This window comes from Limosilactobacillus agrestis, assembly GCF_014145585.1.
Lineage (GTDB): Bacteria > Bacillota > Bacilli > Lactobacillales > Lactobacillaceae > Limosilactobacillus > Limosilactobacillus agrestis.
The window spans coordinates 60,592-75,087 of record NZ_JACIVF010000068.1; the positions used below are offsets into that span (position 1 = coordinate 60,592).

Annotated in this window: 14 protein-coding genes and 1 pseudogene; 4 read left to right on the forward strand and 11 right to left on the reverse strand. The window is 37.7% G+C overall.

The genetic code is table 11. From position 1 onward, the window contains the following. Positions 1-17 precede the first annotated feature (17 nt). Positions 18-542: a GNAT family N-acetyltransferase gene (locus H5R88_RS08225; RefSeq protein WP_182578943.1), complete on the reverse strand. Its 525-nt coding sequence runs from the start codon at positions 540-542 to the stop codon at positions 18-20. A 159-nt stretch (positions 543-701) separates the two neighbouring features. Between H5R88_RS08225 and H5R88_RS08230 the strand changes: the two genes are divergently transcribed. After that, positions 702-1,547 carry an alpha/beta hydrolase gene (locus H5R88_RS08230; protein ID WP_182600763.1) on the forward strand — a complete coding sequence of 282 codons (846 nt, stop codon included), beginning with the start codon at positions 702-704 and terminating at the stop codon, positions 1,545-1,547. Here H5R88_RS08230 and H5R88_RS08235 read toward each other — a convergent pair. Continuing rightward, positions 1,521-2,368: pseudogene (locus H5R88_RS08235) on the reverse strand (glycosyltransferase family 8 protein). The gene H5R88_RS08230 and the pseudogene H5R88_RS08235 overlap by 27 nt on opposite strands. Before the next feature lie 98 nt (positions 2,369-2,466). Here H5R88_RS08235 and H5R88_RS08240 point away from each other — a divergent pair. After that, complete coding sequence (locus H5R88_RS08240; RefSeq protein ID WP_231824867.1) at positions 2,467-3,123, forward strand: HD domain-containing protein; 657 nt, start codon at positions 2,467-2,469, stop codon at positions 3,121-3,123. A gap of 203 nt (positions 3,124-3,326) precedes the next feature. On the opposite strand, the gene H5R88_RS08245 is transcribed toward H5R88_RS08240, so the two are convergent. Then, the gene (locus H5R88_RS08245) at positions 3,327-3,971 is read right to left on the reverse strand and encodes a hypothetical protein (RefSeq protein ID WP_182578947.1); all 645 of its coding nucleotides are present in this window, start codon (positions 3,969-3,971) and stop codon (positions 3,327-3,329) included. Continuing rightward, complete coding sequence (gene fakB, locus H5R88_RS08250) at positions 3,968-4,846, reverse strand: fatty acid kinase binding subunit FakB (RefSeq protein WP_182578948.1); 879 nt, start codon at positions 4,844-4,846, stop codon at positions 3,968-3,970. Before fakB ends, H5R88_RS08245 begins: the two co-directional genes overlap by 4 nt. A gap of 217 nt (positions 4,847-5,063) precedes the next feature. Between fakB and H5R88_RS08255 the strand changes: the two genes are divergently transcribed. Next, on the forward strand, positions 5,064-6,749 hold the full coding sequence (locus tag H5R88_RS08255) for an Rqc2 family fibronectin-binding protein (RefSeq protein WP_182578949.1): 1,686 nt from the start codon (positions 5,064-5,066) through the stop codon (positions 6,747-6,749). Between the two features lie 42 nt (positions 6,750-6,791). Here the strand turns inward: H5R88_RS08255 and H5R88_RS08260 are convergent, their stop codons facing one another. The 5 genes from H5R88_RS08260 to H5R88_RS08280 form a co-directional block, all read right to left on the reverse strand. Further along, a complete protein-coding gene (locus H5R88_RS08260; RefSeq protein WP_231794995.1) occupies positions 6,792-9,266 on the reverse strand; it encodes an ATP-binding protein in 2,475 nt (824 codons plus the stop codon). Further along, entirely contained in the window at positions 9,266-10,351 is a 1,086-nt protein-coding gene (locus tag H5R88_RS08265) for a carbamoyl phosphate synthase small subunit (protein ID WP_182578950.1), read from the reverse strand. The genes H5R88_RS08260 and H5R88_RS08265 overlap by 1 nt, the downstream gene beginning before the upstream one ends. A gap of 76 nt (positions 10,352-10,427) precedes the next feature. Beyond that, positions 10,428-11,339 carry an RluA family pseudouridine synthase gene (locus H5R88_RS08270; protein ID WP_182578951.1) on the reverse strand — a complete coding sequence of 304 codons (912 nt, stop codon included), beginning with the start codon at positions 11,337-11,339 and terminating at the stop codon, positions 10,428-10,430. A gap of 3 nt (positions 11,340-11,342) precedes the next feature. Next, on the reverse strand, positions 11,343-11,789 hold the full coding sequence (gene lspA / locus H5R88_RS08275; RefSeq protein ID WP_182578952.1) for a signal peptidase II: 447 nt from the start codon (positions 11,787-11,789) through the stop codon (positions 11,343-11,345). Beyond that, entirely contained in the window at positions 11,790-12,197 is a 408-nt protein-coding gene (locus H5R88_RS08280) for an EbsA family protein (protein ID WP_182578953.1), read from the reverse strand. A 25-nt stretch (positions 12,198-12,222) separates the two neighbouring features. Here H5R88_RS08280 and H5R88_RS08285 point away from each other — a divergent pair, with 25 nt between their 5' ends. After that, a complete protein-coding gene (locus tag H5R88_RS08285; RefSeq protein ID WP_182578954.1) occupies positions 12,223-12,618 on the forward strand; it encodes a ribonuclease HI family protein in 396 nt (131 codons plus the stop codon). A 160-nt stretch (positions 12,619-12,778) separates the two neighbouring features. Here the strand turns inward: H5R88_RS08285 and H5R88_RS08290 are convergent, their stop codons facing one another. Together H5R88_RS08290 and H5R88_RS08295 are read right to left on the reverse strand one after the other, a co-directional pair. Beyond that, positions 12,779-13,933: a THUMP domain-containing class I SAM-dependent RNA methyltransferase gene (locus H5R88_RS08290; RefSeq protein WP_182600765.1), complete on the reverse strand. Its 1,155-nt coding sequence runs from the start codon at positions 13,931-13,933 to the stop codon at positions 12,779-12,781. 124 nt (positions 13,934-14,057) lie between these two features. Beyond that, positions 14,058-14,496, reverse strand: a 439-nt coding sequence (locus H5R88_RS08295; protein ID WP_182600359.1) for an IS3 family transposase, incomplete at its 5' end; no start/stop codon positions are given.

The window sequence follows — 14,496 nt, forward strand, 5'->3', positions numbered from 1 at the left end:
TCTCGCTATTTTAGTGTTTAATTACCTGTTAATAAGGCGTAAACATATGAATTTTCTTCTGGACGGTAAACCCCGTGAAGTTCACCAACTTTAGTAAAGCCATTCTTGTCGATCAAGTGTTGCATGATCTTGTTATCTTCATGGGTATCAATCCGAATAGTCTTAATATCCTTCCGATTATTCTTAATGTAATCAATTACACTAGTGAATAATGCTGAGGCATACCCTTTTCCAGCATGATTAGAATGAATTGCCACACGGTGAATAACAACGTAATGATCAGTATCAATTAACCAGTCACCGTCAAGTTCATCATATGAGTGGTCTGGTGCTTCAACAATTGATAACGCACCAACAGTCTCGTCATCTTGTGATTGTACAAGGTATGCAAATCCTTTTTCAATATCATCTTTGATATGTTCTTCGTTCGGGTAATCTCCTTGCCATTGATCGATCCCTTGTTCAGCTAATTGGTTTCGACCATCTCGCAGAATTTCCATAATTTGATTTAAATCATCCATTTTAGCTTGTTTGATTTGCATCGTATTACCTTCCCTTCTCATTACATTAATTAGATGTGTTATTCGTTCAACAACCCTAATACTGTAACATATTTTACGTTTTAAATACAACCGTTAACTATTAAAAGATGTCCCCTCAATATGCTATGATAACACTAAAAAGAAAAAGAAGGTTTTTACATGACCAAATTTATTAACTTTACTTTAATGGTATTTACTGCCCTTTTTCTAACTTTTATGTGTGGAATAGTGGCAAAACCAATCCATGCAGATCTTTCGACTAAATATATCCATTCGACTACTCCTACTCTCTTTTTTCATGGCTACGGGAGCGGCGCCCATGCAGAAGAATATATGGTAAACGGATTTGTTAAAGCAGGCGTGTCAAAAACAGTTATCACCGCAGATGTTGCTAGTGATGGAACTGTTACTCTTAAAGGTGATATTCCTCATAATGCGGTCAATCCGCTCGTGATGGTCAATTTTAATGATAATCATAATACAAATTATGAATTGCAAGGGCAATGGGTTAAGAACGTTCTTGAAGAATTACAAGCTAAATATCATTTCAAACAGGTCAACATTGAGGCTCACTCTATGGGAAACATGGCAGTTATGTATTACCTCCTTGCTAATGCCGGTAACCATAACCTGCCGCAGATTCAAAAACAAGTTGCCATGGCCGGAACTTTTGATGGTGCCATCGGCTGGAATGAACCCGCTAACCTAACAGTGAATAAAAAGACGGGCAAACCTTCTGCAATGAATGATTCCTATCAAAAATTACTGCCTTTGCGTCACCGTTACCCCAAGCAAATTAAATTATTGAATATTTATGGTGACTTAAAGGATGGCAACGATAGCCAAGTTTCAAACGCTTCCTGTCTTTCTCTTAAGTACCTTATTAACAACCGCGCACGTTCATACCGCGAAGTTAAGATTACTGGACCAAATGCTAAACACGAATTACTTCATCATAATCCGCAAGTCAATAAAATCTTAATCAGTTTCTTCTGGGGAAAGTAATAATGCTGCGCTAATAAGCTTATTAGTCATTTGAAAGTAGTTTTTGTATAAAGCAGTGTAGCGTCCACTATTTTTAGCTGGCAGCCACGGCTTATCGCGTCCGCAATAATGAAGAAGCACGGTATTACGCATTACCCAATCGGTTGTCCATTCACCAAAGGAAATCGTTTCGTAAATACCACCTTTACGAGTATCAAAATTATATAATTGATCAGGGACGGACTTAATATAGCGCCCATATAAGGCATTCAAGACGTCTTGATCAGGTAGGAGAAGTGTGTGGGTACGGATATAGTTAAAAATGTCCGTATCCTTTACTGTTTTACGGATAGTATCAAGGTTCATTAGGAGAACGCCAGAATTATAATACCCGTCAGCATCAAAGTTTTGCAGACGAATCTTATTAATAACCTCTGTCGTATTCGTAAGGTTTGTATGGATGGCAGAAGCATATAAGTATCCATCTAATGAAGTCTCATACAGACTTGAAAGATCATTAATACACAATACATCAGCATCTAAATACAAAATCTTATGCAAATCTTGAGGTAAAAGACGGTGTGCTAGTAAACGATAATATATTGTTGTCGGGTAGCGGTCTGTAACTGGTGCTTTGCTAAATAATTGATCATTAACTTGGATCGGAAAATAGTTCATTCCTAATTGCTTACAAACTCTTTCCAAGTCATCAGTTCGTTTCAATTTGTCCTTTTGTAAGACATATACGTTAAATTTTGTGCTTGCGTATTTAGTTTAATTGATAATAAAACGGTTGCTAATTGCGTAACAAATTTGTCGTTAATTGAAAATAATAAATTCATTTCATTCCACTCCTTACATCTTATTTTACAAAACGTTGACGTAGATTGCGATTCAGTCTTTAATAATTAAAGAATCAATCAAGAATAGAGGTTTTATGATGAAACAAGCAGAACAATTAACTGCCATTAAAGAGTACACCATTCAAAAATTAGGTCAGGATAAGACCGGGCATGGGATGGACCATATTAACCGGGTAGTAAAAATGAGTAAACGGTTAGCTATGGGCGAAAAAGTTGACCCCTTTCTACCCATTGTGGCGGCTTACCTTCACGATACAATTGATGAGAAATTAGTTGATAATGTTGAAGCAGCTAAACAAGAGTTGATTAATTACTTAAAGCAAAATGACTTTAGTGATGAACAAGTCAAAACAATTATGAATGTCATCAATAATATTTCTTTTGCTCATACATTAGACAAAGAGGAACTCAAACTCTCCATCATTGGACAAATAGTACGTGATGCCGACTGGTTAGATGCAATCGGCGCAATTGGCATTACCCGAGCAATCTATTATGGAGGTGGTCATCATGAAAAGATATACGATCCGGCTATTAAACCTCGTCATAATATGTCCCGGGAAGAATATCGTAATTTAGCAAATGAAACTATTATTAATCACTTTGATGAAAAACTCTTGCACCTAAAGGACATGATGAATACTGAAACTGCCAAGAAAATTGCAAATCACCGGCAACAAGTAATGCTCAACTTTCTTGATGAGTTTCATGCCGAATGGGATGCAAAGATGTAAATTATTTAGAGAAATAATAGATGAGACTGTGACATAAGTTAAGTTACTTTCATAAAAAGCAAAATACGCAGTACAACAATAGGCCTCCAATGTCCGGCAAAACCGAACGTTGAAGGCCTATTGTTGCTTGCGGGGGCTCCCAGAGGCTAGCTTCGCGTTGAAAAACGAAGTCACAAGTGACTTCTGTCTCGCTCCCATTTTGCTTACTTATCATCTTTTTTATTTTTAGCACTTCTTAAGTCGACAATAATCGAACCACCCTGCTTATCGCCTGCAGAGTTACCTGAATCATTATGATGACTACTATCAATATGCAATGCCTTTCGCGCTATCCACCGAAAAATCAATGATATCGGTGCTACTAGGAAGCCATATAACAATCCCGTCAGTAATGCATTAGGGATAATTAATTGGACAAATGTTAAACCACCTGTTGGCGTCCCGGTTAGGACCAGTCCAATTAACCCATAAAAGATTGAGATAAAAAATAATTGAACTAGACCGGTAAAAATAGCAAGCCATAATAATTGTGAATGATTGAGATCAATCGATAATGGGACCTGTTTGCGTAAAATCAAGCCAACCACAATCAAAATAACAATAAAATCAACTAATATTACCCAATCGGCAGTTCCTAGGACAATCATAATTATGGCACTAACAAGTGTCACAATAAATGCAATATTAATTCCTAATGCAACGGCTATTCCTACTGCAATTACGCCAGCCAAGGGCATAAACGCCTCACCGGTTGGTAAAATTGTTTGAAAGCCAGCAAATGATATTAATATCATCAAAATACCCGCAGCTGTTGCCAAAAGGGTTTTAATTAAAGCTTGCTTTTTCATACTAAAGGCTTCTTTGTTGTATCTTGCATCCATGCTAAGGCCAAGGCACCTTGTCCTAAATGGGAACCAATTACTGGTCCAAAGTAACTCAATTCAAATGAAATATCAGGATGATCTGCTTGAAGTTTATCAAGCCATTTTTGTCCTTCTTCTGGAACATTCGCATGAACAACCATTGCTCTAACTGGATAATCAAGTTTAGCAATATCCTCATCAAAAATTTGCTCACAGCGGAGTTTAGCCTTTTTCATTGATCGTACCTTTTCAAACGCTTCAATGGCATGCGTTGGGGTATGCATCGTTAAGAGGGGTTTAATTTTTAAAATTGAGCCTACAAATGCAGAGGCGTTTGATAAACGACCACCACGAACAAGGTTTTGCAAGTCATCTACTACAAATACATTATTAAAGGTATCACGATATTCTTTTACCTTTTTAACAATGTCATCTAAATCATCGCCTTCACTGGCTAATTTAGCTGCTTCTAAGGCCAAGTATCCCATCATTTTAACTGTTAAATGGGAATCAATTGGTACAATCTTGATTGTATCCTTCATTTGTTCAGCAAGTTGTTCAACAGTATCCAAATATCCTGTAATCGCCCGTGTTAAATGTATGCTAATCACAGCATCATACCCATCATCGGCTAATCCTTGGTAAACTTCCATCAATTGACCGATTGGCGTTTGAGAGGTCGTTGGAAAAGAGCTTGAATTTGCCATCTTTTCATAAAAATCACTGGTGGAAATATCAACACCTTCACGGTATGTTTGACCATCCAATGTCACTGGGATTGGGACAACATGAATATTATTAGCCGCCGCCTCTTCAGGAGAAAGGTAGGCAGTGCTGTCAGTAACAACAGCAATTTTCATCTTATCAACTCCATGTTCTAAATTTGTATAATTAAAAATAATTGCGTTTTTACGCGGATTTCACCCACATAATACAAAAAGCATACCACATTGACGACACTAAACCAACTAAAAAATATGTCCACTAAAGTAACATTACTTTTCATTAATGAGGTAAAACTGTATAATTAATAATGCTATTTTCGTTTGTAATTATAATATATAGGAGGTTACACTAATGTCTTTTGACGGCTTATTTACTCATGCAATTGTCCATGAGCTAGATCAAAAATTAACTACTGGTCGGGTAGCCAAAGTTAGTCAACCTTACCCTGCAGAATTAATCATTACTATCCGTGCTCATCGACATAATTATCCATTGCTTATTTCTGCAAACCCAACATATCCACGAATCCAAATCACTGCGATCCCATACAAAAATCCAGCAATTCCGACTAATTTTACAATGACGATGCGGAAATACCTTGAAGGTGCAATCGTCAATAAAATTGAACAAATTGACAATGATCGGATTATCAAAATCACCTTTGATACTCGTGATGAACTTGGTGATAGTCAACAATTAGTTCTTGTGAGTGAGATTATGGCCAGGCATAGTAATATCTCACTCGTTAATCTTAAGACGGGCAAAATTATTGACACTATTAAGCATGTTGGCTCAGACCAAAACCGAGTCCGGCTATTACTACCCGGTGCAACCTTTGTAATGCCACCAAAGCAAGATAAAGTTAACCCTTACTTACCAAACCAAGTCTACTCTGATCTTGTAAGACAAACCAATGACGAAGTAGAATTAAGTCACCAGTTACAGCAGCAGTATCAAGGATTTGGTAAAGACTCAGCACGGGAATTAGCTGCAGAATTACTACAAAGTGATAATTTACCGGCTACCTATCAGCAATTTCTTAACCACTTTGAGAATCCAGAGCCAGTAATAATCACACTTCCTAACGGCAAAACTCAATTTGCTGTATTCCCGCCATTGAATATTACTGAGGGTAAAGTGCAACACTTCGACTCCCTCTCTGCCCTGCTCGATGCATATTATGCTAATAAAGCCGAGCAAGATCGTTCCAAAGAATTAGCTGGGCAAGTATTAAAAGTACTAAAGAATGAGCTCAAAAAGGATCGACGAAAAGTAAAAAAACTGCAACAACAATTGCAGGATGCAACAACTGCAGATCAGTATCGAATTTGTGGTGAAATCCTTACTACCTATCTTAGTAAATTAACCCCAGGAATGAAAGAAATCGAACTTCCGAACTTTTATGATGCTAATAAACCACTAAAAATCAAGCTTGCTCCAGAATTATCCCCATCACGTAACGCCCAAAAGTACTTTACTAAGTATAATAAACTCAAAACCTCTGTTGAATATGTAAAGGAACAGCTAAAACTGACAAATGATGAAATTCGATACTTTGAAAGTATTGAAAACCAGATTAAATTAGCTGCTCCCGCTGATATTCAAGAGATTAAACTAGAATTACAAGAGCAAGGTTATATTAAAAAGAAGAAGAGCGGGAAAAAGCAACGAAAAGTTAAAGTAAGTGCTCCAGAAGAGTTTCATACTAATGATGGCACTACAGTTTTGGTCGGCAAAAATAATCTGCAAAATGACCGGCTTAGCTTTAAAATTGCTAATAAAAATGAAATCTGGTTGCATGTTAAAGATATTCCAGGTTCGCACGTGGTAATCCGATCAACAAATCCGTCTGAAGACACCATTCTTGAAGCCGCACAGTTAGCGGCTTACTTCTCTAAAGGTCGCGATTCAGATAATGTACCCGTTGATTATCTTCCTGTCAAGCGACTTCATAAGCCGAACGGCGCTAAACCTGGATTTGTAATTTTTACGGGTCAGAAAACACTTTATGTAACGCCAAAAAAACTGTCTAACTAAAAAGCTTCAGCCCAACGGGCTGAAGCTTTTTATATCTTTAAATCATTCTCCTAAGAATTGCATCTGAGCACCAATAACTCGGTTACGGGCAGGAATTCCCCCTTTAACTCCCAATGCCTTAAAGGGGAAGGTTGCACGATAGTTAACAATCCCAGATACCGGTTTCGGCTCAAGCATCTTATCGAATTTACCAGTGAATAATTGAGTAAAAATTCCTGGTAAGCTAATATGAAGGGCCTTTGATAAAAAGGCTATTTCTGGCAATGATAATGGTTGAACTTTAATCAAACTAAATTCACCATCATTCTCTTCAAAAATCACTTGGTATAACCCTGGCCGTTCCATCTTTAACACAGCAACACTAGCTTGGTCATTGAGATTTTGGTAAGCTGATGAAGGAAGATCAGCCGGGTAGCGTAAAGCGGTGGATTGATAATTTAACGCAATGGGTGAAAAAAGATCAGTCATTGTCCCTAATGGATAAGCATAATTTCCATCATAGACATAATTGAAGGAGGAACGTTGCTTATCACTATTGGCAGCAGTAGTTGGCAATTCATCCGGAATCACGATGATTTTTACATCCAAGTCATAATTTTGCAATGATTTCAATAATTTACTATAACTAGCAGGAATAAACAAATACTGAGGCTGCTCTATCCGTAATATCTGCAAAATATTTTCAATCGTTACTGGCTCAACATAGCGCTTTTCAGCTAACTCCGGATTAAACGTAACCGAACTAGGATTCGAATTTACAATGACGTTATTGAAACCCTCATGATGAAGCTCTTTTAACATCATAGCAACAAAGTAATCTCCGGAATTGCTTATCCCCAACCGAAGTCCTCCCGTTCCAATTACAAGAGCGCTTGGTTGGGAAGTTCGACTAATTTCATTTTCTTCTTCATAAGCAGAGTAAAAACTATTAGTATGTTGGTCAAACTCCCCGGCTGATGGTTCAATTTCCTTGTACTTTGTTAATAATTGGTGGTCTAAACTCATTTGATAAACTTGTTCAGGAGTAGTTTCCCACAATCTTGCAATAAGTTGATTACTTAATCCGTAACTCTTCGCTTTTTGTAAAACCGGTTCTTTATTTGGATGCTCTGTAATTTCACGAATCAACAACCGCATTTTATTAATCTGTTCAAAATAAAATGGATCAATCTTTGTTATTTCTGCTAATTCGTTAATTGAGTATCCTCTTTGCATCGCCTCAATTAATACAAAAAGTCGGCCGGCTTCTGGGTGGACAATTTTAGCGATTAATTGGTCATCAGTCAATTGTTTTTGAGCAGCAAGATGAAAGTCAGCCGGCTCATGATAACGGGATTCAATAGCTTTAAAAAGCGCTTCGATAGTACTTCGGCCGATACCAAAAACAGTCCCAACTGACCGTTTTTCTGTTCCTAGCAAACGACTGGCTTGGGGTAAATCACTGAATCCCCATATTGGAACCCGTGCAGCAATATGATCCATTGTTGGTTCAACAAGCGCTGCATGATGAATATAGTTTTCACCAAGGTCAATATCACGAAGTCGCTTGCCTGCATACAATTGTGCGGTCACTTGAGCAATTGGGTAACCTGTCGACTGAGAAGCAAAAGCAGTAATTCGATCAAAATATGGACTGCTCTTGATCACATAAAAACGATCACTATTTGTATCCAGAGCAAACTGAATATGGTTCGTACCAACAATTCTTAATTTACGGGTAATAGCAAAAGCTGTATCTCGAATATCTTGAATCTGCCGATCGAGAAGTGTTTGCACAGGATTGAAAGCAATTGAATCACCAGCATGAATACCAATTGGGTCCATATCTTCAATCATTGACAACATCATCATCGTTCCAGAACTATCGCGCTGTACAACGACTTCAATTTCCTTATAGCCGGCAAGACTTTGCTGGACTACTACTTGTTCTGCTCGTGACTGGCTCAAACAAGCCTTTACCGCATCTGCCAACTCACTTCGATCGTGCACAATTTTACGGGTACTACTACTCTTAGGCAATACTGACCGGATAATAACTGGATATCCTATTTTAGTTGCTTCGTCTAAAGCATCCTGATAATTATTAACCGTTACAATTTTCTTAACTGGGGCTTCCATTTGCCGAAGCGTTCGTTCAAGCAAAACCGCACTATTAATTTGTCGAACAGTTGCTTCAGGAACTCCTAGTAGTTGAATATTTTCTTTACGAATAATCCCTTTTTCTAGCAATTCTTGGGTAAGCTCAAAAGCCCGACGATTACCTAAAGTAGGCAAGATTGCATCGGGATGGAACTTATTAATAATATCCACCAGGCTTTCGACTTTTAGCGGGACAATACAACCATGATCAACATTTTCTAAGCTTACCGAAAATGGGTTATCATCTGCCAAGATTGTTTTGATCTTCATTTGTTTAAACACACGGGATACCTGGTAGATAGCAGAGTCAAGCTCATCCCCGTGTTGCACATCATTGGCTCCCGCTCCAATAATTAATACCGATTTCAACTTTTCCATCAGTGACGATCCCCCCTCCTATTCATTGTATCGACAAACTCATCAAACAAACCATCAGTCTCATCGGGCCCCGGTGCGCCATCGGGGAAGAATTGAACTGAAAATGCTGGATAACGACGATGACGAAGCCCTTGAACACTGTTATCAAGCATATCAACGTATGTAATAAAAAGCTGGGAGCGGTCAACTGAATTCCGCTCAATCAGGTACCCTTCTGCTTGGGTTGCATAGACAATGTGATCGGTAATAATTTCATGAATTGGATGATTCATTCCATGATGCTCAACCGGAATTTGTTGAACATCTGCTCCATTAGCGATCCCAAATAATTCATGACCTAATCCAATAGCAAACATCGGTACTTTGGTTTGAACAGTACGAATCATTTCGAGAACTGACTTCCGGACATTATTAGGGTTTCCGGGTCCACTGGAGAGCACAACCCCATCAGGATCTAAGCGTAATATTTCTTCAGCAGTTGCGGTATATGGCAAGACAGTAATATTGCATTTTCGTCGACTTAATTCTCGTAATATCCCATTCTTTAATCCAAAGTCAATCACAACAACGCTTAGCCCAATTCCGGGATTAGGATATGGCTTAGGAGTAGATACTTGAGCAACCTGTTGATTCGTTAAAACGGTCGCATGCAGTTGGTCAAAAGCATGATCATCTGGAACTGGAACAATGCTTCCTTTTAATGGCTTTCCAGCTTTTCTTAACTTATGAACTACTGCCCGTGTATCAATATTAGCAATTCCAGGAATATTCATTTGTTGAAGATATTTATCAAGAGTCAATTGACGTCCATTATTATTGGTTCCAGTATCAGCAAGGGACCGAACAATAATTCCTTTAATCGTCGGTACAATTGATTCATAGATATTACGTTGAATTCCATAGCTTCCAATATTGGGCTGGGTAAAGACTACAATTTGGTTATTGTAAACCTGATTAGTAATAATTTCTTGATAACCAGTCATACTAGTATTAAAAACAACTTCACCAAAAGTAACGGCTGGTGAGCCAAAACCTTCACCAGCAAAAATTGAGCCATCTTCAAATATTAGGTATCGTGCTGTCACTGTCCCACTCTCCTAAAACTTTGTTAATAATTGATCAATATTATTATGAACGTTCTCCAAATTAAACACAATAATTTTATTGGTCTGTCTTACGTAAATGTTCAAGCATTTTTGTGAAATAGGCTGGTAATGGAGCCGTAAAAACCATTTCTTTGCCTGTTCGGGGGTGTTTAAAGCCCAACAAACGAGCGTGTAGATATTGACCGTTGCCAGCAAGTGTTTTTCGCGGCCCATACAAAGGATCTCCTGCCAATGGATGACCAATATATTTCATATGAACGCGAATTTGGTGAGTTCGTCCCGTTTCTAACTGACAGGCAACTAATGTATAATTTTTAAACCGTTCTAACACATTAAAATGGGTTACCGCGTGACGTCCATCAATCACAACGGCCTGCTTTTTGCGGTCCTTTAATGAGCGACCTAATGGAGCATTAATTGTTCCTTTATCTTCTTTTATAACGCCATGCACAAGTGCAACGTATTCTCGTTGATTAGTTTTTGCCTTTAATTGAGCTGTCAAAGAACGATGGGCTAGATCGTTTTTAGCTACCATCAATAGTCCTGATGTATCCTTATCAATTCGATGAACGATTCCAGGTCGAAATTCTCCATTAATAGTTGACAATGGTGAGTGATATAAAAGAGCATTTACAAGCGTATGGTCTGGATGACCTGGTGCAGGATGAACTACCATTCCCTGCGGTTTATTAACGACAATAACATCATCATCTTCATATACAATATCAAGAGGAATATTCTCAGGTGTTAAATCAATTTTTTGTGGCTCTTCTGGGATTATTTGGATATGGTCACCTACAAGCAACTTATATTTGGGCTTTACTTGTTTGCCATTAACAAGGACGTGACCATCTTCTATCCAATGTTGAATTTGTGATCGGGAAAATTGATCAAAATGATGGCCAAGTTGCTTATCAATCCTTCCAACCATCTCACTATCAATTGTTAATTCTACTTCTTCAGACATTTGTCAGTCCTTCTCCTTTAAGATGCAAATTATTAGCCAGATTACGCCAATTGTTAAGCACATATCCGCAATATTAAAAATTGGAAAATTAATAAATGTTGTTTCAAACATATCTACAACATACCCTTGTTTCAACCGATCGATAAAGTTGCCGATTGTTCCTGCCATAATCAATGCTAATCCGATTATCATTGATGCATTTTTACGGTACTGCCAAATAAAGTAACCAATTATAATAATCGCAATAATGGTTATGATGGTAAAAAAAGTTTGTTGCCCTTCAAAAAGGCTCCAAGCAGCTCCTGAATTTCGTAAATTAGTCAATTCAATAATCCCAGGAATTAGCTGTTTACTACCACCAAGAACAATTGATGAAGCAACCCACGATTTTAATAATTGGTCACAAATTGTTAAAATTAAAATAATTCCAATAGCGATTCCCAGTAACAATTATTGAACCCCCTGTTGTCTCAACGCTAATTTCAAACGTGCAATTGCTTTGGTGGTAAAGGTAAAACTCATTACTTCCCCATTTACGGTAATTGTTACCGTATGCTTAGTAAACTCTGGCTGACGAATATCAGATATTGGGATAACGAGATACTGCTTTTGTAACAAGCGATTAAATACCATCTTAGTCGGAGTAATCACTACGGTTCGTCGTCGCCATTCTAATAAGGCAAGGATTACAAAAACTGTAAAAAAAAGTGCGCTGAGCCATTGAAAATGAGTGATTTCAAGCCAAATTACAAGACCAGCAATAAAGAAGAGAAAGGTCCAGCACCAGCTAATAATTGTTCCTGTAAGGTCTGGTTGGTAAAAATAACGAGTTTCTTCTTCCATAATTATAAATGTCATCCTTTCAGAAAAGAGGTAGTTTTTTATGATCAAAATCTTTACAGATGCTGCAACAAAAGGGAATCCAGGGCCTACTGGTTTAGGAATAATAATAATTTCTAATCATAAGCAAATTCAGCTTGCAATTCCAGTAGATAAGGAGAAAATGGATAATCACCATGGTGAATTTGCCGCAGCACACTTTGGATTTAAATATTTAATTGACCACTTTAATAATAATGAAACAATCCTATTTTATACTGATAGTCGTATTTTAAGTGACGCAATCGGCAAAAATTATACAAAACATTACCAAAAAGAATTAGCAGCATTAAATCCTCTTTTACAACGCTTTTCAACAGTTGTTACCCAGTGGATTCCTGAAAGCCAAAACCGTGGAGCACATAATTTAGCAAACCAGGCCCTTCGCAAAACAAAGTAATTTCAGAAAATAGTATATCATTTTAATTATATCATCCACGTGTTCTATCGGCCATCAAACAGAGAACAAGCCTTAGCGGTCGTTACAACGTAATTTCCTACTAAGGCTTTTATTATTGAGAGAATCCCTTTTTTGGTGTTTTTTAAAACTGAAACTCTTACTATTTCAACGCTTTGATCTTGGAGCGATCCTTTTTGCCCCAATATTGGTAGAGATCTGTTCGCAAGGCACCGTTATAAAGTTTGCGACGCTTTGTTGCAGGTGCTCCATAATACTTTTCAAATTCCATATCAGCCGTCAAAATATATTTACTCCAAGTAGTCAATGGACGGTATAGTTCACCCATTTGTCGATAAAGTTTATGAACGGATTCCTTATCACTTAACCGTTCACCATATGGCGGGTTAGCAACAATAACTCCATTAACTTCACTTGTTTGCCAGTCCTTTACGGCTAATTGTTTAAACGTAATATCATGAGTTAAGCCTGCCGCACGAGAATTTTCTTGAGCAATATCAATCATATTCTGGTCAATATCATATCCGTGGATATCTAGTTCGATATCATAATTTGCTAAAGAATCGGCCTCATCCCGAACTTCATCAGATAAACCATCTGGAACTAAGTTAACCCATTGTTCACTGATAAATGAACGGTTGATTCCAGGCGCAATATTATGACCATACAGTGCTGCTTCAATTGGAATTGTCCCCGAACCACATACGGGATCGACAAATGGATTATCCGGGAACCAGTGTGCCAGCATTACCAAAGCGGCTGCTATATTTTCTTTCAATGGTGCTCCACCTTTATTTTTACGGTACCCACGCTTAAAAAGTCCCTCTCCACTAGTATCTAATGTAAGAAGAACATGATCTTTGTTAATCGCTACTTCTAACGGATAAGTAGCACCAGTTTCAGCTAAACGAGTCCGACGATGGTATGCATCACTTAGATGTTGAACAATCGCCTTTTTAGTGATTGCTTGAATACTTGGTACATTATGTAATTGTGAGTTATGACTTTTCCCTTCAACTGGAAATTTCGCGTCAATTGGCAGCAAATCCTCCCAGGCAATATTTTCAGTACGATCAAACAATTCTTCAAAAGATCGAGCATCGAATTCACCAGCAACAATCTTTACTCGATCTGCTGTCCGTAACCAGAGATTAGTCCGAATAACATCCTTCATTGTCCCTTGAAAACGCACCCGACCGTTTTCTATTTTAACTTCATAGCCAAGATCTCTTAGTTCCTTCCCTACTAATGCTTCAATGCCTGCAGCAGCAGTAGCAATTAACTGATATGTTTGCACATTAAACTCTCCTTTAGACTTATTCCTATTAATTATTTTACCTTATGTTGCTTCAAAATGAAAAGAAGCCGCAAAAAGAAAAAAGGAGTGAAGTGCAAGAAAAAAGTTAGACAAAATTAAAATATTAAGCTGCTAAGGCATGATTTCGGTATTCAACCGGAGTCATGCCTTTTGTTTTTAAGGTTGTTCTAACATGATTAAAATATTGAACATATTCTTGAGAAAGTTTGCTTAATTCTGCAATATCCTTACAAGGCAGAAATCCTGCTAGTAACTCAGTCTTAAATAAGTGAAAGAAACTTTCTACTGGAGCGTTATCCAGGCAATTTCCCTTCCGTGACATACTTTGAATAAACTGGTGATCCGCCAATTTTTGGGTATAGTAACCTAACTGGTAATGCCAGCCCTGATCCGAATGGATAATTGGATAAGCATTATCAGGTAGATTGGTAATTAATTCTTCTACAGTTTTTACAATCAGTTCTTTGTTCGGACTAATACCTATTTGAAAAGCTAGAATCTCTTGACTCGCTTCATCAATCATCGCTGAGATATAAGCCCAC